The 21,931-nt window shown below is 57.0% G+C and carries 19 protein-coding genes; 14 read left to right on the top strand and 5 right to left on the bottom strand.

The features are described 5' to 3' along the window. Positions 1-4: 4 nt before the first annotated feature. The 6 genes from yjjG to ABIE02_RS10675 all read left to right on the top strand — a co-directional run bounded on the left by yjjG (position 5) and on the right by ABIE02_RS10675 (position 5,566). Positions 5-682, top strand: coding sequence for a pyrimidine 5'-nucleotidase (gene yjjG, locus ABIE02_RS10700; RefSeq protein ID WP_032616404.1), 678 nt, complete (start codon positions 5-7; stop codon positions 680-682). A gap of 90 nt (positions 683-772) precedes the next feature. Next, positions 773-2,362 (top strand): peptide chain release factor 3, encoded by a 1,590-nt coding sequence (gene prfC, locus ABIE02_RS10695; RefSeq protein ID WP_032616405.1) that lies wholly within the window; start codon positions 773-775, stop codon positions 2,360-2,362. A gap of 304 nt (positions 2,363-2,666) precedes the next feature. Then, entirely contained in the window at positions 2,667-3,284 is a 618-nt protein-coding gene (gene osmY, locus ABIE02_RS10690; protein ID WP_106994148.1) for a molecular chaperone OsmY, read from the top strand. Positions 3,285-3,407: 123 nt separating this feature from the next. After that, on the top strand, positions 3,408-3,569 hold the full coding sequence (locus tag ABIE02_RS10685) for a DUF1328 domain-containing protein (protein WP_002887716.1): 162 nt from the start codon (positions 3,408-3,410) through the stop codon (positions 3,567-3,569). Between the two features lie 147 nt (positions 3,570-3,716). After that, positions 3,717-4,787: a patatin-like phospholipase family protein gene (locus ABIE02_RS10680; RefSeq protein ID WP_032616407.1), complete on the top strand. Its 1,071-nt coding sequence runs from the start codon at positions 3,717-3,719 to the stop codon at positions 4,785-4,787. Beyond that, positions 4,784-5,566 carry a metal-dependent hydrolase gene (locus ABIE02_RS10675; protein ID WP_032616408.1) on the top strand — a complete coding sequence of 261 codons (783 nt, stop codon included), beginning with the start codon at positions 4,784-4,786 and terminating at the stop codon, positions 5,564-5,566. The genes ABIE02_RS10680 and ABIE02_RS10675 overlap by 4 nt, the downstream gene beginning before the upstream one ends. Here ABIE02_RS10675 and ABIE02_RS10670 read toward each other — a convergent pair. Continuing rightward, positions 5,561-6,421, bottom strand: a complete 861-nt coding sequence (locus ABIE02_RS10670; RefSeq protein ID WP_032616409.1) for a YjjW family glycine radical enzyme activase — start codon at positions 6,419-6,421, stop codon at positions 5,561-5,563. The two genes, ABIE02_RS10675 and ABIE02_RS10670, sit on opposite strands and share 6 nt — an antisense overlap. After that, positions 6,393-7,934, bottom strand: coding sequence for a YjjI family glycine radical enzyme (locus tag ABIE02_RS10665; protein WP_270735070.1), 1,542 nt, complete (start codon positions 7,932-7,934; stop codon positions 6,393-6,395). Before ABIE02_RS10665 ends, ABIE02_RS10670 begins: the two co-directional genes overlap by 29 nt. A gap of 260 nt (positions 7,935-8,194) precedes the next feature. On the opposite strand from ABIE02_RS10665, the gene deoC reads away from it, so the two are divergent. From deoC to deoD, 4 genes are all read left to right on the top strand, one after another. Continuing rightward, positions 8,195-8,974, top strand: coding sequence for a deoxyribose-phosphate aldolase (gene deoC / locus ABIE02_RS10660; protein WP_059308769.1), 780 nt, complete (start codon positions 8,195-8,197; stop codon positions 8,972-8,974). A gap of 55 nt (positions 8,975-9,029) precedes the next feature. Next, positions 9,030-10,352, top strand: coding sequence for a thymidine phosphorylase (gene deoA / locus ABIE02_RS10655; RefSeq protein ID WP_172747772.1), 1,323 nt, complete (start codon positions 9,030-9,032; stop codon positions 10,350-10,352). 50 nt (positions 10,353-10,402) lie between these two features. Next, positions 10,403-11,626, top strand: coding sequence for a phosphopentomutase (gene deoB, locus ABIE02_RS10650; RefSeq protein WP_059308768.1), 1,224 nt, complete (start codon positions 10,403-10,405; stop codon positions 11,624-11,626). Positions 11,627-11,753: 127 nt separating this feature from the next. After that, positions 11,754-12,473 (top strand): purine-nucleoside phosphorylase, encoded by a 720-nt coding sequence (gene deoD, locus ABIE02_RS10645; protein WP_006174049.1) that lies wholly within the window; start codon positions 11,754-11,756, stop codon positions 12,471-12,473. A 51-nt stretch (positions 12,474-12,524) separates the two neighbouring features. Here deoD and lplA read toward each other — a convergent pair whose 3' ends face one another. Both lplA and ABIE02_RS10635 read right to left on the bottom strand, forming a co-directional pair. Beyond that, entirely contained in the window at positions 12,525-13,541 is a 1,017-nt protein-coding gene (lplA, locus tag ABIE02_RS10640) for a lipoate--protein ligase LplA (protein ID WP_032616415.1), read from the bottom strand. A 39-nt stretch (positions 13,542-13,580) separates the two neighbouring features. Then, the gene (locus tag ABIE02_RS10635) at positions 13,581-14,225 is read right to left on the bottom strand and encodes a YtjB family periplasmic protein (RefSeq protein ID WP_032616416.1); all 645 of its coding nucleotides are present in this window, start codon (positions 14,223-14,225) and stop codon (positions 13,581-13,583) included. A gap of 121 nt (positions 14,226-14,346) precedes the next feature. Here ABIE02_RS10635 and serB point away from each other — a divergent pair, with 121 nt between their 5' ends. Genes serB through nadR form a run of 3 tightly spaced genes read left to right on the top strand, consistent with a single transcriptional unit; the run spans position 14,347 to position 17,980 of the window. After that, on the top strand, positions 14,347-15,315 hold the full coding sequence (serB, locus tag ABIE02_RS10630) for a phosphoserine phosphatase (RefSeq protein ID WP_059308767.1): 969 nt from the start codon (positions 14,347-14,349) through the stop codon (positions 15,313-15,315). Positions 15,316-15,326: 11 nt separating this feature from the next. Next, a complete protein-coding gene (gene radA / locus ABIE02_RS10625) occupies positions 15,327-16,712 on the top strand; it encodes a DNA repair protein RadA (protein ID WP_032616418.1) in 1,386 nt (461 codons plus the stop codon). 35 nt (positions 16,713-16,747) lie between these two features. Beyond that, positions 16,748-17,980, top strand: a complete 1,233-nt coding sequence (nadR, locus tag ABIE02_RS10620; protein ID WP_059308766.1) for a multifunctional transcriptional regulator/nicotinamide-nucleotide adenylyltransferase/ribosylnicotinamide kinase NadR — start codon at positions 16,748-16,750, stop codon at positions 17,978-17,980. 79 nt (positions 17,981-18,059) lie between these two features. Here the strand turns inward: nadR and ettA are convergent, their stop codons facing one another. Next, positions 18,060-19,727: an energy-dependent translational throttle protein EttA gene (gene ettA / locus ABIE02_RS10615; RefSeq protein WP_032616421.1), complete on the bottom strand. Its 1,668-nt coding sequence runs from the start codon at positions 19,725-19,727 to the stop codon at positions 18,060-18,062. A 220-nt stretch (positions 19,728-19,947) separates the two neighbouring features. Here ettA and sltY point away from each other — a divergent pair, with 220 nt between their 5' ends. Continuing rightward, positions 19,948-21,885, top strand: coding sequence for a murein transglycosylase (gene sltY, locus ABIE02_RS10610; protein ID WP_336994887.1), 1,938 nt, complete (start codon positions 19,948-19,950; stop codon positions 21,883-21,885). Positions 21,886-21,931 lie beyond the last annotated feature (46 nt).

Here is a 21,931-nt window from a genome sequence, read left to right as displayed (position 1 = left end):
AACGATGAACTGGGACTGGATTTTCTTTGATGCTGACGAAACGCTGTTTACCTTCGATGCGTTTGGTGGCTTACAGCGGATGTTTCTCGACTACAGCGTGACCTTTACCGCTGAAGATTTCCAGGATTACCAGACGGTGAATAAACCGCTGTGGGTCGATTACCAGAACGGGGCGATCACCGCGTTACAGCTGCAGCATCAACGTTTTCAGGGATGGTCTGAGCGCCTGAACGTCCCGGCGGGCGATCTGAATTATGCATTCCTGAATGCGATGGCAGAGATCTGCGCCCCCCTGCCGGGCGCCGCGTCGCTGCTCGCCTCCCTGAAAGGAAAGGCGAAGCTCGGGATCATCACCAACGGCTTTACCGCGTTACAGCAGGTCCGCCTTGAGCGCACCGGTTTTCGTGACTACTTTGATTTATTAGTGATCTCCGAACAGGTGGGTGTAGCCAAACCGGCAGCCAAAATTTTCGATTATGCGCTGGACCAGGCCGGAAACCCTGATCGGTCAAAGGTGCTGATGGTGGGGGATACGGCCGAGTCCGATATCCTCGGCGGGATGAACGCCGGGCTGTCCACCTGCTGGCTGAATGTGCACAATCGCCCCCTGCCGGAAGGAATCAACCCGACCTGGACCGTGGCCTCCCTGAGCGAACTGGAGCAACTCCTGTGTAAACATTGATTGCCTGCCCCCCATTGATGGGTAAAATAGCCGCATTTTCGTATTCATGATGCGTGGCCTGCTGCCGCGCTTTTTATAGAAGATTCTATTATGACGTTGTCTCCTTATCTGCAAGAGGTGGCGAAGCGCCGTACTTTTGCCATTATCTCTCACCCGGATGCCGGTAAAACCACCATCACCGAAAAGGTGTTGCTGTTCGGACAGGCGATCCAGACCGCCGGTACGGTAAAAGGCCGTGGCTCCAGCCAGCATGCAAAATCTGACTGGATGGAGATGGAAAAGCAGCGTGGTATCTCGATCACCACCTCCGTAATGCAGTTCCCGTATCACGACTGCCTGGTGAACCTGCTTGATACCCCGGGGCACGAAGACTTCTCCGAAGATACCTACCGTACCCTGACGGCGGTGGACTGCTGTCTGATGGTAATTGATGCCGCAAAAGGTGTAGAAGACCGTACCCGTAAGCTGATGGAAGTCACCCGTCTGCGCGATACGCCGATCCTCACCTTTATGAACAAACTCGACCGTGACATCCGCGATCCGATGGAAGTGATGGACGAAGTGGAACGCGAGCTGAAGATCGCCTGTGCGCCAATCACCTGGCCTATTGGCTGCGGCAAGCTGTTTAAAGGGGTTTACCACCTCTATAAAGACGAAACTTACCTGTATCAGACCGGTAAAGGTCACACCATCCAGGAAGTGCGCGTCGTTAAAGGGCTGGATAACCCTGAGCTGAACGCGGCAGTGGGCGATGAGCTGGCAGAGCAGCTGCGTGATGAGCTGGAGCTGGTCAAAGGTGCTTCCCACGAGTTCGACCAGGAGCTGTTCCTGAGCGGTGAAATCACCCCGGTCTTCTTCGGTACCGCGTTGGGTAACTTCGGCGTTGACCATATGCTGGACGGCCTGGTGGAGTGGGCGCCGCAGCCAATGCCGCGTAACACCGACACCCGTGAAGTGGTTGCCAGCGAAGAGAAGTTCACCGGTTTCGTGTTTAAAATTCAGGCCAACATGGACCCGAAACACCGCGACCGCGTGGCCTTTATGCGTGTGGTGTCCGGTAAATATGAAAAGGGCATGAAGCTGCGTCAGGTGCGTACCGGTAAAGACGTGGTGATCTCCGATGCACTGACCTTTATGGCCGGCGACCGTTCCCACGTGGAAGAGGCGTATCCGGGCGACATCATTGGTCTGCATAACCACGGCACCATCCAGATCGGTGACACCTTCACCCAGGGCGAGATGATGAAGTTCACCGGTATTCCGAACTTCGCGCCGGAACTGTTCCGTCGTATCCGCCTGCGGGATCCGCTGAAACAGAAACAGCTGCTGAAAGGGCTGGTTCAGCTGTCGGAAGAGGGTGCGGTGCAGGTGTTCCGTCCTATTTCTAATAACGATCTGATTGTCGGCGCCGTCGGTGTGCTGCAATTCGACGTGGTTGTTGCCCGCCTGAAGAGCGAATACAACGTTGAAGCGATTTACGAATCGGTCAACGTGGCGACGGCGCGCTGGGTTGAGTGTTCTGACGTGAAGAAATTCGAAGAATTCAAGCGTAAGAACGAAGTCCAGCTGGCGCTGGATGGCGGTGATAACCTCACGTATATCGCCCCAACCATGGTTAACCTGAACCTGGCGCACGATCGTTACCCGGATATTCAGTTCCGTAAAACCCGCGAGCACTAATCCCTTCTCAGAGCACGGCAGCCGCCGTGCTCTGCTTAAATCCCTGCCTTATTAATCCCTTGCGGAATGTTCTTAATTCATCATCTTTTGTTACTTATTGCTCATTTATTAGTCAATTCTGAAAGCAGCGCTGCGAGAGTGATCTATATTTAACTCAGTGTTTAACACCGGGCGCAGATGAAAGCTCCACTCAATGCGTGTTGATAAGGTTCTCATCTCGCCCGAGTGTTGATTAGTAGGATGAAAGACTACTTACACATGATGATTTACGCTCGAATTCGGAGCAAACCACAGGAATACATCGATGAATACTAAAAAACTGAAGATTTCGAAAACTCTGCTGGCGGTAATGATGGGTAGCGCTCTGGTATGCGGTTCTGCAATGGCAGAAACCACCGCCACTGAAAAAGCGCAATCCACAGCAAACACCGCTGGGGAAAAAATCGATAACTCTATGAATAAAGTCGGTAACTTCATGGATGACAGCTCTATCACAGCGAAAGTAAAAGCGGCGCTGGTGGATGCTGATGATATTAAGAGCACCGACATCTCCGTAGAAACCGAGAAAAATGTGGTCACGCTGAGTGGCTTTGTCGAGAGTCAGGCGCAGGCTGAAAAAGCGGTTGCCGTGGCGAAGAAGGTAGAGGGTGTGACCTCTGTCAGCGACAAACTGCATGTGCGTGACGGTAAAGAGCAGTCTGCCAAAGGCTATGCCGGCGATACTGCAACTACCAGCGAAATCAAAGCTAAACTGTTAGCTGATGACATCGTGCCATCACGTAAAGTGAAAGTTGAAACCACCGACGGTGTTGTTCAGCTGAGCGGTACTGTGGATTCAAAAGCACAGAGCGATCGTGCCGAGAGCATCGCAAAAGCCATTGATGGCGTGAAAAGCGTTAAAAACGACCTGAAAGTTAAATAAAACACCACAATCGTCCTTCTGGCTGAGGCCAGAAGGCGAGATAAGAATTAAACCTTAGTATCGCCGTGAGCAACCTGAGCGCTCACCATGCGGTCGACATTAACTATGGTAAAGGAGAGTCTTATGTTTCGTTGGGGCATCATTTTTCTGGTTATCGCGTTAATTGCCGCCGCTCTGGGTTTTGGTGGTCTGGCGGGTACCGCGGCGGGTGCGGCGAAAATTGTCTTCGTCGTCGGTATTATCCTGTTCCTGGTTAGCCTGTTCACCGGACGCCGTCGTCCATAGCTCAGGTTATGGGTTAGTTGACGAAAAAGGCTCATGCTCTGCATGAGCCTTTTTTATGGCTGGCGTTTGTCGGCATCCGATTTGAGTAATACGCCGGGTGTACGCTACTGTGTAATAACAAAACAAATAAAAAACAGGACAGCAGAGGTGGGACAGCGAATTCCGGTTACGCTCGGCAACATTGCGCCGCTGGCGCTGAAACCCTTTCGACCAGGCCAGATGGCCCTGGTGTGTGAGGGCGGCGGACAGCGAGGGATCTTCACGGCTGGCGTGCTGGACGAATTTATGCGCGCGCAGTTTAATCCGTTTGATCTCTACCTTGGCACCTCCGCCGGGGCGCAAAATCTCTCGGCCTACGTCTGTCATCAGCCGGGCTATGCCCGGAAAGTGATCATGCGTTACACCACCTCCCGCGAATTTTTCGATCCACTGCGCTTTGTACGCGGCGGGAATCTTATCGACCTCGACTGGCTTCTGGAGGCCACGGCCAGCCAAATGCCGCTGGCAATGGATACCGCTTCGCGCCTGTTCGATACCGGAAAAGCCTTCTGGATGTGCGCCTGCCGTGGCGATGACTACTCAGCCAGCTACTTCTCCCCGCAAAAAGAGAACTGGCTGGATATTCTTCGCGCCTCCAGTGCCATCCCTGGTTTCTACCGCACCGGCGCAGCGCTGGACGGCATTGCCTATCTGGACGGCGGGGTTAGCGACGCGATCCCGGTGCAGGAGGCGGCCCGACGCGGCGCCCAGACCATCGTGGTGATCCGCACCGTGCCGTCGCAGATGTACTACACGCCGCAGTGGTTTAAGCGGATGGAACGTTGGCTGGGCACCAGCAGCCTGCAACCGATGCTGAATCTGGTTTCACATCATGAGGCCAGCTACCACACCATCCAACGTTTTATCGAGAAGCCGCCGGGTAAGCTGCGCATCTTTGAAATCTATCCCCCGCGTCCGCTTAACAGCATGGCGCTGGGCAGCCGCGTGCCCGCCCTACGGGACGACTACAAAACCGGGCGCCTGTGCGGGCGTTATTTCCTGGCCACAGTGGGCAAGCTGTTAGCCGAACGTCCGCCGCTGCGCCGCCATCAGCATATTATTGCCCCTGCTCCGGTGGTGGTTCCCCCGGCAAGCGTGGCCAACGATGCTGTCACCACGCCGCTGGTGATGGCCCCTGAGGCCAATGACACCCTGTTTGATAACGAGGATCTGGCGTGACTTACCGCTTTATCGATACCCATTGCCACTTTGATTTCCCGCCTTTTACTGACGACGAGCCAGCCAGCATCCAGCGTGCCGCCGATGCGGGAGTGATGGCGATTGTGGTGCCATCGATTGATGTGGCGAGCATCGATCGCGTCCTGCGCCTCGGGGCGCGCTATCCGACGCTGTATATGGCGCTGGGCCTGCATCCGATTGTGATCGAATCCCACCAGGATGCACATCTGGATCAACTGGAGGCGGCGCTGGCTGCGCGCCCGGAAAGACTGGTGGCGGTAGGGGAGATCGGCCTCGATCTCTATCGGGAGGATCCGCATTTTGATCGTCAGGAGGCGATCCTCGACGCACAGCTGAAGCTGGCGAAACGCTACGATCTGCCGGTGATCCTCCACTCCCGGCGTACCCACGACAAACTGGCGATGCACCTTAAACGGCAGGATCTGCCGCGTACCGGCGTGGTCCATGGTTTTGCTGGCAGCCTGCAGCAGGCGCAGCGCTTTGTCGAGATGGGCTATAAAATTGGCGTCGGCGGCACGATCACCTATCCACGGGCCAGTAAAACGCGCGATGTAATGGCGCAATTACCGCTCTCCGCTCTGCTGCTGGAAACCGATGCCCCCGACATGCCGCTCAACGGTTTTCAGGGCCAGCCGAACCGCCCGGAGCAGGCGGCGCGGGTGTTTTCGACTCTGTGTGAACTGCGTGACGAGCCTGCGGATGAGATCGCCGCGGCATTGCTGAACAACACCCGCACGCTGTTCGATCTGCCGCTATAAATAGAGCGCCGGGCGGATCACCCTGATCCGCTCATGCTCCAGCATCCCGGCCAGTGGTTCGACATCCTCTGCCGTGGCGCTACGCCAGTGTCGGGCTTCGCCATAGACGCCGTGCGCATGGAAGGCGTTGATCCTGACGGGCACATCCCCTAACTGGCGAATAAACGCGACCAGCTCCCGGCGGTGCGTCAGGTAATCGCAGCGATCCGGGATCACCAGCAGACGTAGCTCGCTCAGCCGGTGGTGCGCGGCCAGCCAGTGGATGCTGCGCTTGATAAGCGCGTTGTCGCGCCCGGTCAGATAGCGATGGTGCGCCGCATTCCAGGCTTTAAGATCCAGCATCGCACCGTCAAACACCGGGAGCAGTTTTTGCCAGCCGGTTTCGCTTAACAGACCGTTACTGTCCACCAGACAGGTCAAATGTTGCAGCTGTGGATCGGCCTTCAGGGCTGAAAACAGCGCCACCAGAAACGGCAGCTGTGTAGTGGCTTCTCCGCCGCTGACGGTGATGCCGGAGATAAAGGGTGACACGTTGCGGATCTGCGCCACCACCTCCTCCACGCTTAAACGCAGCGCCATGGGCGTCGCCTGCTGCGGGCACATCTGCAGACAGGTGTCGCACTGCTGACAGCGGGCATCATCCCACCAGACCCGTCCAGCCTGAATGTTCAGCGCGTCATGCGGGCAGTGCGGCACGCACGACGCGCAGTCGTTGCAGCGGCCTATCGTCCACGGGTTGTGGCAGGTTTTGCAGCGCAGGTTGCACCCTTGCAGAAACAGGGCCAGGCGGCTGCCAGGCCCGTCAACGCAGGAGAACGGGATAACCTTACTGACTAAAGCGCATCTGTTGTTCATGGCTTATCACGCGCGGCTGGCGCTCCAGAATACGGGTGTTACGGGCGGCCTCTTCACCCAGCCAGGTGGTGTTGGTACGCGAGCCTTCGGCGCGGTATTTCTCCAGATCGGAAAGCCGCACCATATAGCCAGTGACGCGCACCAGATCGTTACCCGAAATATTGGCGCTGAACTCGCGCATCCCGGCGCGGAAGGCACCCAGACAAAGTTCCACCACCGCCTGCGGATTGCGTTTGATGGTTTCGTCCAGAGTCAGGATATCGCTGATCCCGGCGTGATAGTGCTGATGATGCGGCGCAACCGCCAGCAGATGGCTGATCGGATCGGGCTCTTCACCATAAGGCAGACGCGCGCCTGGCGTGGTGCCAACGTCAGAGCTGATCCCCGACTGGGCATGCAGCAGGGCGCGTTGCTTCCAGCCGTACCTGACCGGGGTATTTTCCACAAAGGTCGCTAACTGTTCGCTGATGCGATACCCCAGGTCGTTGGCCTGCTGATCTTTACCGTAGCGCCCCGTAATTCCGGCTTTCTCGCACAGCACATTCACCGCTTCGGCCAGGCCATACATGCCGAACATCGGCACAAAACGGTCGGGATCGATCAGCCCTTCTTTTACCAGGAAGCTATTCTCAAAGAAGCCGGATTGTTGATAGAGGAAGTCGCAGCGCGCATTGATGATGGCGATCTGCTGCTGGCAATAGTAAGGCAGCGTGCGGGTAAAGAACGCCTCAGGCGTTTCGCTCTGTTCCGCGATGGCTTTCAGGTTGAGACGCACCAGGGTACTGCCGCCGCCCGCCAGCGGCAGGGAGTTGTAACAGCTGACGACGCCAAAGCCTTTTTTTGTGAAAATTTTATCATTTACCGGCCCGTTGGCGATGTGCGGTTTGCTGCATTCGCAGATGTTGCTGGCCACCTCCAGCAGCAGATCATCCGGGGTGATCTCAGGATCATAAATAAAGGTTAGATTGGGTGAAACCTGCTTAAGCTCTGCATCTGCGCGTAAAATGGCGCGTGTCACAGGGCCGTCTGCCGGGCCGATATTGACGTGGGTGAAGGCATCCGGCAGGGTGCGGTCGAGATAGCGCCAGAAACGTTTTATTCGAATATCGATTTCTTGTTGTGTTAGAATTCTAACATACGGCTGCAGCAGCGTATCGAGATGGCCGAGGTACACCGGCATGCCGGTAACGGACGGAACATGGTGGTAAAGGATGGTTAACAGCGACAGGGCATCGTCCAGATCCTTTGCGCCTTCCAGCTCCAGCCATTCCGAGCCCTGTTTCAGGAACATCGCATAGTCGGGTAACACATAGCGTGGCTTGTACGGCGCATGGCCCTCAAACATATCGCAGATAAACCCCGCCTCCAGCGCCTGGCGCGCTTCGGGGGCTAACGTCGGGTAGGGCAGGTTGTTTTCTGCCTCCAGTGCCAGAAAATGGCGTTTTTGTTCGGGGCTTAACACCGGGCTTGTCACAATTTGCTGGCAACGTTGTTGCAGGGCATCGGGGGTCATGTTCGCTTCCTTTTTCTTCTGCATGATGGGGAAGGATTGTAAAAAGAGTCCCGACCACTGCCTTTGATCCCGGGCGTGTACCTGACGCTTTAATCAGCAGTTGTAGCTAAATTATTTGAAGTTGATCTCATTACTGTTATGCAAATTTGTACGCATATTTCATTAACTGTGATGAATGTCGAAGTGAGAATGCGGGTGGATGTTAGAATACTCACAGACCCGCAAGGTAAAATTTTACGGCGATACGCCGGGAGAATGTTATGACCGATTTAACCGCAAGCAGCCTGCGCGCCCTGAAACTGATGGATCTGACCACCCTGAATGACGACGACACCAACGAGAAAGTGATCGCTCTGTGTCATCAGGCAAAAACGGCCGTGGGCAATACCGCTGCTGTCTGTATCTACCCGCGTTTCATTCCGATCGCACGCAAGACCCTGAAAGAGCAGGGTACGCCGGACGTGCGCATCGCTACCGTCACCAACTTCCCGCACGGTAACGACGATATCGAGATCGCGCTGGCTGAGACCCGCGCCGCTATCGCTTACGGTGCTGACGAAGTTGATGTGGTCTTTCCGTACCGTGCGCTGATCGCCGGTAACGAGCAGGTTGGTTTCGATCTGGTTAAAGCCTGTAAAGAAGCTTGCGCTGCGGCAAACGTGCTGCTGAAAGTGATCATCGAAACCGGCGAACTGAAAGAAGAAGCGCTGATTCGTAAAGCGTCTGAAATCTCCATCAAAGCGGGTGCCGATTTCATTAAAACCTCTACCGGTAAAGTACCTGTGAATGCCACCCCGGAAAGCGCACGCATCATGATGGAAGTGATCCGCGACATGGGCGTGGAAAAAAGCGTGGGCTTTAAACCGGCAGGCGGCGTGCGTACCGCGGAAGACGCGCAGCAGTTCCTGGCGATTGCCGACGAGTTGTTCGGTGCCGACTGGGCCGACGCCCGTCACTACCGCTTCGGTGCCTCCAGCCTGCTGGCCAGCCTGCTGAAAGCGCTGGGTCATGGCGACGGTAAGAGCGCAAGCAGCTATTAAGATTTGATTTGCCGGGTGGCGCTACGCTTACCCGGCCTACTTTCGGGAGGTTACCGTGTTTCTCGCACAAGAAATTATTCGTAAAAAACGTGATGGTCATGCTTTAAGCGACGAAGAGATCCGTTTCTTTATCAACGGCATTCGCGACAATACCATCTCTGAAGGGCAGATTGCCGCCCTGGCGATGACCATTTTCTTCCACGATATGGCGATGCCGGAGCGCGTGTCGCTGACCATGGCGATGCGGGATTCAGGAACCGTTCTGGACTGGAAGAGCCTTAACCTTAATGGCCCGATCGTGGATAAACACTCCACCGGCGGCGTGGGTGATGTGACCTCGCTGATGCTGGGGCCAATGGTCGCTGCCTGCGGCGGCTATATCCCAATGATCTCCGGGCGCGGCCTCGGCCATACTGGCGGCACGCTCGATAAACTGGAAGCCATCCCGGGCTTCGATATCTTCCCGGATGACAGTCGCTTCCGTGACATTATTAAAGACGTTGGTGTGGCGATTATCGGCCAGACCAGCTCCCTTGCCCCGGCGGATAAGCGTTTTTACGCCACGCGTGACATTACCGCGACCGTTGACTCCATCCCGCTGATCACCGCCTCTATCCTCGCCAAAAAACTGGCTGAAGGGCTGGATGCACTGGTGATGGACGTGAAAGTGGGCAGCGGCGCCTTTATGCCGACCTATGAACTCTCCGCTGCGCTGGCCGAAGCGATCGTTGGCGTCTCCAACGGCGCAGGCGTGCGCACCACCGCGCTGCTCACCGACATGAACCAGGTGCTGGCCTCCAGCGCCGGTAATGCGGTCGAAGTGCGCGAAGCAGTCCAGTTCCTGACTGGCGAATACCGCAACCCGCGCCTGTTCGACGTGACCATGGCGCTGTGCGTCGAGATGCTGATCTCCGGTAACCTCGCCAAAGACGACGCCGAGGCCCGTGCCAAACTGCAGGCGGTGCTGGATAACGGCAAAGCGGCCGAAATCTTTGGCCGGATGGTTGCTGCGCAGAAAGGCCCGATCGACTTCGTGGAAAACTATGCCAAATACCTGCCAACGGCGATGCTGAGCAAAGCGGTTTACGCAGATACGGAAGGTTTTGTCTCTGCCATGGACACTCGCGCGCTGGGCATGGCGGTAGTATCGATGGGTGGCGGTCGTCGTCAGGCATCGGACAGCATTGATTACAGCGTCGGCTTTACCGATATGGCCCGTCTGGGCGACAGCGTTGACGGCCAACGTCCGCTGGCGGTGATCCACGCGAAAGATGAAAACAGCTGGCAGGATGCGGCGAAAGCAGTGAAGGCCGCCATCACCCTGGCAGATAAAGCTCCAGAAAGCACACCAACCGTCTATCGTCGCATTACCGAATAGCGGTATACTGATCTGATCGCTTTTTTATAAGCACTGAGTACGGAGAACATATGAAACGTGCATTTATTATGGTGCTGGACTCTTTCGGCATCGGCGCTACAGAAGATGCAGATCGCTTTGGTGACACCGGTGCAGACACCATGGGTCACATCGCTGAAGCCTGTGCTAAAGGCGAAGCAAACAACGGGCGTCAAGGCCCGCTGAATCTGCCAAACCTGACCCGCCTGGGTCTGGTAAAAGCCCACGAAGGCTCTACCGGCCACGTTGCCGCGGGTATGGATGGCAACGCGGAAGTGGTGGGCGCATACGCCTGGGCGCACGAGCTTTCTTCCGGGAAAGACACCCCGTCTGGTCACTGGGAAATCGCTGGTGTACCGGTTCTGTTCGACTGGGGCTATTTCTCCGATCACGAGAACAGCTTCCCGCAGGAGTTGCTGGATAAGCTGGTTGAGCGCGCTAACCTGCCGGGCTACCTCGGCAACTGCCACTCTTCCGGGACCGTGATTCTGGACCAGCTTGGCGAAGAGCACATGAAAACCGGCAAACCGATTTTCTATACCTCCGCTGACTCCGTGTTCCAGATTGCCTGCCATGAAGAGACCTTTGGCCTGGATCGCCTGTACGAGCTGTGCGAAATCGCCCGTGAAGAGCTGACCGAAGGTGGCTACAACATTGGCCGCGTGATCGCGCGTCCGTTTGTTGGCGACAAGCCGGGTAACTTCCAGCGTACCGGCAACCGTCACGACCTGGCTGTGGAGCCGCCAGCACCTACCGTGCTGCAAAAACTGGTTGATGAGAAAGATGGCCAGGTAGTCTCCGTCGGTAAAATCGCGGATATCTATGCCAACTGCGGTATCACCAAAAAAGTGAAAGCCACCGGTCTGGACGCGCTGTTCGACGCGACCGTGAAAGAGATGAAAGAAGCGGGCGACAAGACGATCGTCTTTACCAACTTCGTTGATTTCGACTCTTCCTGGGGCCACCGTCGTGACGTCGCAGGCTATGCTGCGGGTCTGGAACTGTTCGACCGCCGTCTGCCGGAGCTGATGGAGCTGGTGGGGGAAGATGACATTCTGATCCTGACCGCCGACCACGGCTGCGACCCGACCTGGACCGGTACCGACCACACCCGCGAGCACATTCCAGTGCTGGTGTACGGCCCGAAAGTCAAACCAGGCTCGCTGGGACACCGTGAAACCTTCGCGGACATCGGCCAGACCATTGCGAAATACTTTGGTACGTCCGACATGGAATATGGCAAGGCTATGTTCTGATGTCACGGTGGGGGCGGCCTGATGCCCTCACCCCAGCCCTCTGCCACAGGGAGAGGGAGAACAGCATGTAGGCCGGGTAAGGCGCAGTCGCCACCCGGCAAAAACAACATTGTAAAAGGAACTGAAGATGGCAACTCCTCACATTAATGCAGAGATGGGTGATTTCGCTGACGTCGTTTTGATGCCGGGCGACCCGCTGCGCGCGAAGCATATCGCTGAAACTTTCCTCGAAGACGTGCGTGAAGTGAACAACGTTCGCGGCATGCTGGGCTTCACCGGTACGTACAAAGGCCGCAAAATTTCCGTAATGGGTCACGGCATGGGTATCCCATCCTGCTCCATCTACACCAAAGAGCTGATCACCGATTTTGGCGTGAAGAAAATCATCCGTGTCGGCTCCTGCGGTGCGGTGCGCATGGACGTTAAGCTGCGCGATATCGTTATCGGCATGGGTGCTTGCACCGATTCCAAAGTGAACCGTATTCGCTTTAAGGATCACGACTTTGCCGCCATCGCAGACTTCGACATGGTGCGTAACGCGGTAGACGCGGCGAAAAACCTGGGCGTTGACGCACGCGTGGGCAACATCTTCTCTGCTGACCTGTTCTACTCCCCGGACGGCGAAATGTTCGACGTGATGGAGAAGTACGGCATCCTGGGCGTGGAAATGGAAGCGGCAGGTATCTACGGCGTGGCAGCAGAGTTCGGCGCGAAAGCCCTGACCATCTGCACCGTGTCTGACCATATCCGTACTCACGAGCAGACCACTGCCGCTGAACGTCAGACCACCTTCAACGACATGATTAAAATCGCGCTGGAATCCGTTCTGCTGGGCGATAAAGAGTAATTATCTCCTCCTCCCTCTCCCTTTGGGGGAGGGAGGAAGCAAGACCGTTCGTTAACGTACCGCCCGCGCAATCCACGCCGACAGCTCCCGCAACTCTCTCTCCTGCTCCGGGAAATCGCCAATCAGGGCGTCACACGCCTGCTGCAGCATATCTGCCCGATACAAACAGCCCTGCAAACGCGCTGCGAGAGCCTCTAACGGCGCCGGGTTCAGGCTATCGGTAAAGACCTGCGTGCGCGAGATGTGCCCCTTCTCGACGTCGAAGTGCAGCTCCACGCCGCCCCAGGTAAACCGCTCGTCCAGCAGGTGCGAGAAGGCAGGGGCCTGGCCGAAGTTCCACTCCCAACTGCTCTGGCGGGCAAAGGTCTCGGCAAAGTTTGGCAAATCCGGCGTCTTATCCGGGGAGATCACTTCAGCGTCTACGCGCTCGCCATAATGGGCGAAAAAGGCCTCACGGATCGCGTCGCAGATCTGTTCGTGAGTCACGCCGGGCAGCAGATCCACCAGATTCGCAACCCGGCCACGCACGGAGGTGATACCTTTGGCCTGCAGCTTCTTCTGGTCGGGATTGAGGTAGTTTGCCAGGCGGCTGAGATCGGCATTCAGCAGCAGGGTGCCGTGGTGAAAACCGCGGTCCATCGTTTCACGATAGGCCGATCCCGAGACCTTACGATCGCCCTCGGCGGTCTTGACCACCAGATCGTTGCGCCCGGACGCTTCCGCGGTCGCACCCAGCGCCTGTAATGCGCTCAGCACGATGTTGGTGGAGATGGTTTTGTCGTACTCCGGCTTGCCGGCCATAAAGGTAAAGCAGGTATTCCCGAGATCGTGGAACACCGCGCCGCCGCCGCTGCTACGACGCGCCAGGCGCACGTTGTCCTCTTCCATGCGGCGCGTGTTGCACTCTTTCCACGGGTTTTGCGCCCGGCCAATGACCACCGTATCGGCGTTGCGCCACAGGAACAGCACCCGCTGCGTGGCGGGCATCTGGCGGAAGATGCACTCTTCTACGGCGAGATTAAACCAGGGATCGTATGAGTCAGAGATAAGCAGGCGTAATGTCGTCATAGCAAAGTTCCTTTTCTGAATCGTTTGGTTACTTTAACACTATTCCTTCTTCTCGCTCTCTTCCTCTTCGGGTACCGACTTGCTGGCGGTGAGCAGGAATGGCGACTGCTGCCAGCGGGTGCGTTTGCCCTGTAACAATGTGCGGGTCAGCACCACGCCAATCGCCAGCGACAGCAGCAGCATCAGGCGCAGGATATTGGTGGTGTTATCCACCTGCTTGGCCTCTGTGGCTAAGGTATGGGTGTCGAGAGTAAGACGCAGGTAGCCGAGCGGGCCATTTTTGCCCTGAATCGGCTCCACCAGCTGCTGGTTAAAGTAGCCGCCGGCTTTTTTACCATCCAGCGCCAGCCTGTCGCGCACCTCGACATGTTCCCCCGCCCGGGCAATTAGCGCGCCTTCGTTGTCATACACGCTGGCATCCAGAATGCGGCTCTCGTCAGTCAGCAGACGCAGCACCTGCCCAATGCGCTTTTCATCTGGCGTTTCGGTACGCATCAGCGGGGCGACGTTAAGCGACACCTGACGCGCCAGCGTGTGCGCCAGCTCTTCAAGCTGTGGGTTACGCTGTCGTTGATGATTCTGGCTGAACCAGGATGCGCCCTGCATCAGCGCCACTAACAGGGCCAGACAGGAGAGGACAATCACGGCTCGATGAAGCCGGAATTTTAGTTTTGCACGAGCCATATTCCACCTGCTGAAAATTTTCGGGGTTAATGTTGCCAGAAGTGATGGTTACAAGGTAGCCTCATGCGTTATTTTCACCCCCTGGATGATTCCCGGCGCGAACGATTTTACAGGAGCTTTAATGCCAAACATTACCTGGTGCGACCTGCCCAATGATGTCTCTTTATGGCCAGGATTGCCGCTCTCATTAAGTGGCGATGAGGTAATGCCGCTGGACTACCATGCTGGCCGTAGCGGCTGGCTGCTGTATGGCCGCGGCCTGGATAAACAGCAGCTGACCCAGTATCAGAGCAAGCTGGGTGCCGCAATGGTGATCGTCGCCGCCTGGTGCGTGGAAGATTACCAGGTCATTCGTCTGGCCGGTTCCCTGACCCAGCGCGCTACTCGTCTGGCGCACGACGCCGGGCTGGATGTGGCTCCGCTCGGTAAAATCCCGCATCTGAAAACCCCGGGGCTGCTGGTAATGGACATGGACTCTACCGCCATTCAGATCGAGTGCATCGACGAGATCGCCAAACTGGCCGGTACCGGCGAGATGGTGGCCGAAGTGACCGAGCGTGCGATGCGCGGCGAGCTGGACTTCACGGCCAGCCTGAAACAGCGCGTAGCGACCCTGAAGGATGCCGACGCCAATATTCTGCTCCAGGTCCGCGAAAAGCTGCCGCTGATGCCTGGGCTGGTGCAGCTGGTACTGAAGCTGGAGACGCTGGGCTGGAAAGTGGCGATCGCCTCCGGCGGGTTTACCTTCTTTGCCGAGTATTTGCGTGACAAGCTGCGTCTGGATGCCGTGGTCGCCAACGAACTGGAGATCCTCGACGGTAAGCTGACCGGAAACGTGGTGGGCCAGATCGTCGATGCCCAGTTTAAAGCCAGCACCCTGACCCGTCTGGCGGAAAAGTATGATATCCCGGTCGCCCAGACGGTGGCGATTGGCGACGGCGCGAACGACCTGCCGATGATTAAAGTGGCCGGGCTTGGCATTGCTTACCATGCTAAACCGACCGTGAACGAAAAGACGGAAGTGATTATCCGTCATGCTGACCTGATGGGGGTGTTCTGCATTCTCTCCGGCAGCGTGAACCAGAAATAAAGAGGTAAAACGTGGCGAAAGCTCCAAAACGCGCATTTGTCTGTAATGAATGTGGTGCGGATTATCCGCGCTGGCAGGGGCAGTGCAGTGCCTGCCATGCCTGGAATACCATCACCGAAGTGCGCGGGGTTGCCGCTTCGCCAACCGTTGCCCGTAACGAGCGTCTCAGCGGTTATGCGGGCAACGCGGGTGTATCGAAGGTTCAGAAGCTCTCCGACATCAGCCTGGAAGCCCTGCCGCGCTTCTCCACCGGGTTTAAAGAGTTTGACCGGGTGCTGGGCGGCGGCGTCGTACCGGGGAGCGCCATTCTGATTGGGGGTAGCCCGGGCGCGGGGAAATCGACCCTGCTGCTGCAAACCCTGTGTAAGCTCGCGTCGCAGATGAAAACCCTGTACGTCACCGGTGAAGAGTCATTACAGCAGGTGGCGATGCGCGCGCACCGGCTCTCTTTGCCCACCAACGATCTGAATATGCTCTCCGAGACCAGCATCGAGCAGATCTGCATGATTGCTGAGGAAGAGCAGCCGAAGCTGATGGTGATCGACTCCATCCAGGTGATGCACATGGCCGATGTGCAGTCCTCGCCGGGCAGCGTCGCCCAGGTGCGTGAGACCGCGGCCTACCTGACGCGCTTCGCCAAAACCCGCGGCGTGGCGATCATTATGGTCGGCCATGTCACCAAAGATGGCGCTCTGGCCGGTCCGAAGGTGCTTGAACACTGTATCGACTGCTCGGTGATGCTGGATGGCGATGCCGATACCCGTTTCCGTACTCTGCGCAGCCATAAAAACCGCTTCGGTGCGGTGAATGAGCTGGGCGTGTTTGCCATGACCGAGCAGGGGCTGCGTGAAGTCAGTAACCCGTCGGCCATCTTCTTAAGCCGTGGTGATGAAGTCACCTCCGGTAGCTCGGTGATGGTGGTCTGGGAAGGGACGCGCCCGCTGCTGGTGGAGATTCAGGCGCTGGTCGATCATTCGATGATGGGCAACCCGCGTCGCGTTGCGGTGGGCCTGGAACAAAACCGTCTGGCGATTTTGCTGGCGGTGCTGCACCGCCATGGCGGCCTGCAGATGGCCGATCAGGATGTGTTTGTGAACGTGGTCGGTGGGGTAAAAGTCACCGAAACCAGTGCCGACCTGGCCCTGCTGCTGGCGATGGTCTCCAGCCTACGCGACCGTCCACTACCGCAGGATCTGGTGGTCTTTGGCGAAGTCGGGCTGGCAGGGGAGATCCGTCCGGTGCCGAGCGGCCAGGAGCGTATCTCCGAGGCGGCAAAACACGGCTTCCGCCGGGCGATTGTGCCTGCCGCGAACGTGCCCAAAAAATTACCGGAAGGGATGCAGGTCTTCGGGGTGAAAAAACTCGCAGATGCGTTAAACGTCTTTGACGACTTATAATTACCTCTTCGATGTTGCAGGAGGCACCGTAATTTATGTCGTCATTTGACTATATCAAGACCGCTATCCGCCAGAAGGGCTGCACCTTGCAGCAGGTGGCGGAAGCCAGCGGTATGACCAAGGGCTATTTAAGCCAACTGCTGAATGCCAAAATCAAAAGCCCCAGCGCGCAGAAGCTGGAAGCGCTGCATCGCTTTTTGGGGCTTGAATTTCCGCGCATGCAAAAGAACATCGGCGTGGTGTTCGGCAAGTTTTATCCGCTGCATACCGGGCATGTCTACCTCATCCAGCGCGCCTGTAGCCAGGTGGACGAACTGCATATCATCATGGGCTACGATGATAAGCGCGACCGGGAGCTGTTCGAAGCCAGCGCCATGTCCCAGCAACCTACCGTATCCGATCGCCTGCGCTGGTTGCTGCAAACCTTTAAATACCAGAAAAACATTCGTATTCATGCCTTTAACGAAGAGGGCATGGAGCCGTATCCCCACGGCTGGGACGTGTGGAGCAATGGCATAAAAGCCTTTATGGAAGAGAAAGGGATCCAGCCTAACTGGATCTACACCTCTGAAGAGTCCGATGCCTCGCAATACCCGGAACACCTGGGAACGGAGACGGTGCTGATTGACCCCAAACGTACCTTTATGAACATCAGCGGAGCGCAGATCCGCGAAAACCCGTTCCGCTATTGGGAGTACATTCCCACCGAAGTGAAGCCGTTCTTTGTGCGCACCGTGGCGATCCTCGGCGGGGAGTCCAGCGGTAAATCCACGCTGGTCAACAAGCTGGCGAACATCTTTAACACCACCAGCGCCTGGGAGTATGGCCGGGATTATGTCTTCTCACACCTTGGCGGGGATGAGATGGCGTTGCAGTATTCCGACTACGATAAAATCGCGCTGGGCCATGCGCAATACATTGATTTTGCGGTTAAATACGCCAATAAAGTGGCGTTCATTGACACCGATTTCGTCACTACTCAGGCGTTCTGTAAGAAGTACGAAGGGCGCGAGCACCCGTTTGTGCAGGCCCTGATCGACGAATACCGCTTTGACCTGGTGATCCTGCTGGAGAACAACACGCCGTGGGTAGCGGATGGGATGCGCAGCCTGGGCAGCTCGGTGGACCGGAAAGAGTTCCAGACCATGCTGGTGGAGATGCTGGAAGCGAACAATATCGACTTTGTGCATGTGGAAGAGGCAGATTATGACGGCCGTTTCCTGCGTTGCGTGGAGCTGGTGAAAGAGATGATGGGGGAGAAGGGGTAACCCCCTTACGCCAACCCTTTTCCACAAGGGGAGGGCGCAGGCATAAAAAAACGGCAACCTGTAGGTTGCCGTTTTGCTTTTATTTCGAGATACGCTTGTACTTGATACGCTTCGGCTCCAGCGCGTCGGCGCCCAGCGTGCGTTTCTTGTACTCTTCGTATTCGGTGAAGTTACCTTCGAAGAACTCCACTTTACCTTCATCCTGGTAGTCCAGAATGTGGGTCGCGATACGGTCAAGGAACCAACGGTCGTGCGAGATAACCATCGCGCAGCCCGGGAACTCCAGCATGGCGTTTTCCAGCGCACGCAGGGTTTCGATGTCCAGGTCGTTGGTTGGTTCATCGAGCAGCAAGACGTTACCGCCAACCTGCAGCAGTTTGGCCAGGTGTAGACGGCCACGCTCACCACCGGACAGCTCGCCCACACGTTTACCCTGATCAACACCTTTGAAGTTAAAGCGGCCTACATAAGCGCGGCTTGGCATCTCGGTGTTGCCGATACGCATGATATCCTGCCCGCCGGACACTTCTTCCCAGACGGTTTTGCTGTTATCCATGGCGTCACGGAACTGGTCAACGGAGGCCAGCTTCACGGTCTCACCCAGGGTGATGGTGCCACTGTCAGGGGCTTCCTGACCGGACATCATACGGAACAGGGTTGATTTACCCGCGCCGTTCGGGCCGATGATGCCCACGATTGCGCCTTTCGGTACCGAGAAGCTCAGATCGTCGATCAGCACGCGGTCGCCATAAGACTTACGCAGGTTGCTGACTTCCACCACTTTGTCACCCAGACGTGCTCCAGGCGGAATGAACAGTTCGTTGGTTTCGTTACGTTTCTGGTATTCGGCGTTGTTCAGCTCTTCGAAGCGTGCCAGACGGGCTTTACCCTTAGACTGACGGCCTTTCGCGCCCTGACGAACCCACTCCAGCTCTTTCTCAATCGACTTACGACGCGCCGCTTCCTGAGAAGCTTCCTGCGCCAGACGTTGATCTTTCTGCTCCAGCCAGGAGGAGTAGTTACCTTCCCACGGAATACCTTCACCGCGGTCCAGCTCCAGGATCCAACCGGCAACGTTATCGAGGAAGTAACGGTCGTGGGTGATCGCCACAACGGTACCTTCGAAGTCGTGCAGGAAGCGTTCCAGCCAGGCTACGGATTCCGCATCCAGGTGGTTCGTTGGTTCGTCGAGCAGCAGCATGTCTGGTTTTTCCAGCAGCAGACGGCACAGCGCGACGCGGCGGCGTTCACCACCGGACAGTTTTTCAATTTTTGCATCCCAGTCTGGCAGACGCAGGGCATCGGCCGCGCGCTCCAGCTGCACGTTCAGGTTGTGACCGTCATGTGCCTGGATGATCTCTTCAAATTTGCCTTGCTGGGCGGCGAGCTTGTCGAAGTCGGCATCCGGCTCGGCGTACTTCGCGTAGACCTCGTCCAGGCCTTTCAGCGCGTTAACCACTTCAGAAACGGCTTCTTCGACGGATTCGCGAACAGTATGTTCCGGGTTCAGCTTCGGTTCCTGCGGCAGGTAACCGATTTTCAGGCCAGGCTGCGGACGGGCTTCACCTTCGATGTCTGTATCGATGCCCGCCATGATGCGCAGCAAGGTGGACTTACCGGCACCGTTGAGACCCAGCACACCAATTTTTGCGCCCGGGAAAAAGCTCAGCGAGATATTTTTAAGAATATGACGTTTCGGCGGGACCACTTTGCCGACACGATGCATGGTATAAACGAATTGAGCCACGTTGGACTTCGCCTCTTTTATCGTGATGAGAATAGTGGCGAAGTGTAGCCTTTTTCCCTCTCTAATCCCAGCCATCGACGCCGGGAGTGTTAAAGCGCGCAAGAAAGGTAAAAATGTGTCCATGACGTGGCGCGTTAAGCGATGCCTGGTTAGCATAAGTTAAAGACGCTTTTGCGCGGCAAGACGCTGCATTTAACGACGATTAACAGAGGACGAGCGTGTGGTAAAAGCCAAACAGGTGGCCTGGCGAGTACTGGCTGCCAGCGTATGTGTGCTGACCATCAGCAGCGCAGCGCGAGCCGATTCACTGGATGAACAACGTAACCGTTATGCCCAGATCAAACAGGCGTGGGATCAGCGACAGATGGAGACGGTGCAGGCCCTGATGCCGACGCTTAAAAACTATCCGCTGTATCCCTATCTGGAATACCGTCAGCTGACTGACGATCTGATGAACCAACCGACGATCACCGTCAAAAACTTTATTCAGGCCAACCCGACGTTGCCGCCTGCGCGCACGTTGCAGTCGCGTTTTGTGAACGAACTGGCGCGTCGCGAAGACTGGCGCGGCCTGCTGGCCTTTAGCCCGGAGAAGCCTGGCACCACCGAAGCGCAGTGTAACTACTACTACGCGAAGTGGGCGACCGGCCAGCAAGAGGAAGCCTGGGACGGTGCCAAAGCATTGTGGCTCACCGGGAAAAGCCAGCCGAACGCCTGCGACTCGCTGTTTGGCGCCTGGCGCGCGTCCGGCAAGCAGGATCCTCTGGCCTATCTTGAGCGCATCCGTCTGGCGATGAAAGCGGGTAACACCCGTCTGGTGACCACCCTCGCCGGGCAGATGCCGCCGGAGTACCAGACCATCTCCAGCGCCCTGATCCAGCTGGCGAACGATCCGAAGACGGTGATGGACTTTGCCCGCAATACCGGCGCTACCGATTTTACGCGTCAGATGGCGGCGGTGGCCTTTACCAGCGTGGCACGGGATGACGTGGAAAACGCGCGGTTGATGATCCCCTCCCTTGCCCAGGCACAGCAGTTGAATGACGATCAGACTCAGGAGTTGCGCGATATCGTGGCGTGGCGACTGATGGGCAATGACCTCACCGACGAACAGGCCCGCTGGCGCGACGACGCGATCATGCGCTCGCAGTCTACCTCGCTGGTAGAGCGCCGCGTGCGTATGGCGCTGGGCAACGGCGATCGCCGCGGCCTGAACACCTGGCTGGCGCGCCTGCCGATGGAGGCCAAAGAGAAGGATGAATGGCGCTACTGGCAGGCCGATCTCCTGCTGGAGCGAGGCCGCGATGACGAAGCGAAAACCATTCTGCATACCCTGATGCAGCAGCGCGGATTCTATCCGATGGCCGCGGCCCAGCGGCTGGGCGAAGAGTACAATCTCAAGATTGATAAAGCGCCGGCTGGCGTCAACGCGGCGCTGGTGAATGGGCCGGAGATGGCCCGGGTGCGTGAGTTGATGTACTGGAATCTGGATAACACCGCCCGCAGTGAATGGGCGAATCTGGTGACCAGCCGTACCGTGGAAGAGAAAGCGCAGCTGGCGCGCTACGCCTTCGATATCCGCTGGTGGGATCTGAGCGTGCAGGCGACGATCGCCGGCAAGCTGTGGGATCATCTTGAAGAGCGTTTCCCGCTGGCCTATAAGGATCTGTTTGAACGCTACACCAGCGGGAAAGACATTCCGCAGAGCTACGCGATGGCGATTGCCCGTCAGGAGAGCGCCTGGAACCCGAAAGTGCGCTCGCCGGTGGGGGCCAGCGGTCTGATGCAGGTGATGCCTGCCACGGCCGCTCATACGGTGAAGAAGTTTAATATTCCAGGCTACAGCAGTCCGTCGCAGCTTCTGGATCCCGAGACCAACATCAACATCGGCACCACCTATCTGCAGAGTGTCTACAACCAGTTCGGGGACAACCGTATCTTCGCTTCGGCGGCCTACAACGCTGGCCCGGGTCGCGTGCGTACCTGGCTTGGCAACAGCGCCGGACGCATTGATGCCGTGGCCTTTGTTGAGAGCATTCCGTTCTCGGAAACACGCGGCTATGTGAAGAACGTGCTGGCGTATGATGCTTACTATCGCTATTTCATGGGAGAGAAAGATGCCCTGATGAGCGACAGTGAGTGGCAGCGACGTTACTGATCGGTGTGGGTTATGTTATGCTTGTACTCGTTTAAGAGTACGACAG

The organism is Leclercia sp. 1548 (assembly GCF_050435045.1).
Lineage (GTDB): Bacteria > Pseudomonadota > Gammaproteobacteria > Enterobacterales > Enterobacteriaceae > Enterobacter > Enterobacter adecarboxylatus.
Note: the sequence above shows the minus strand (reverse complement) of the source record. Positions and strands in the feature narration are given on the sequence as shown.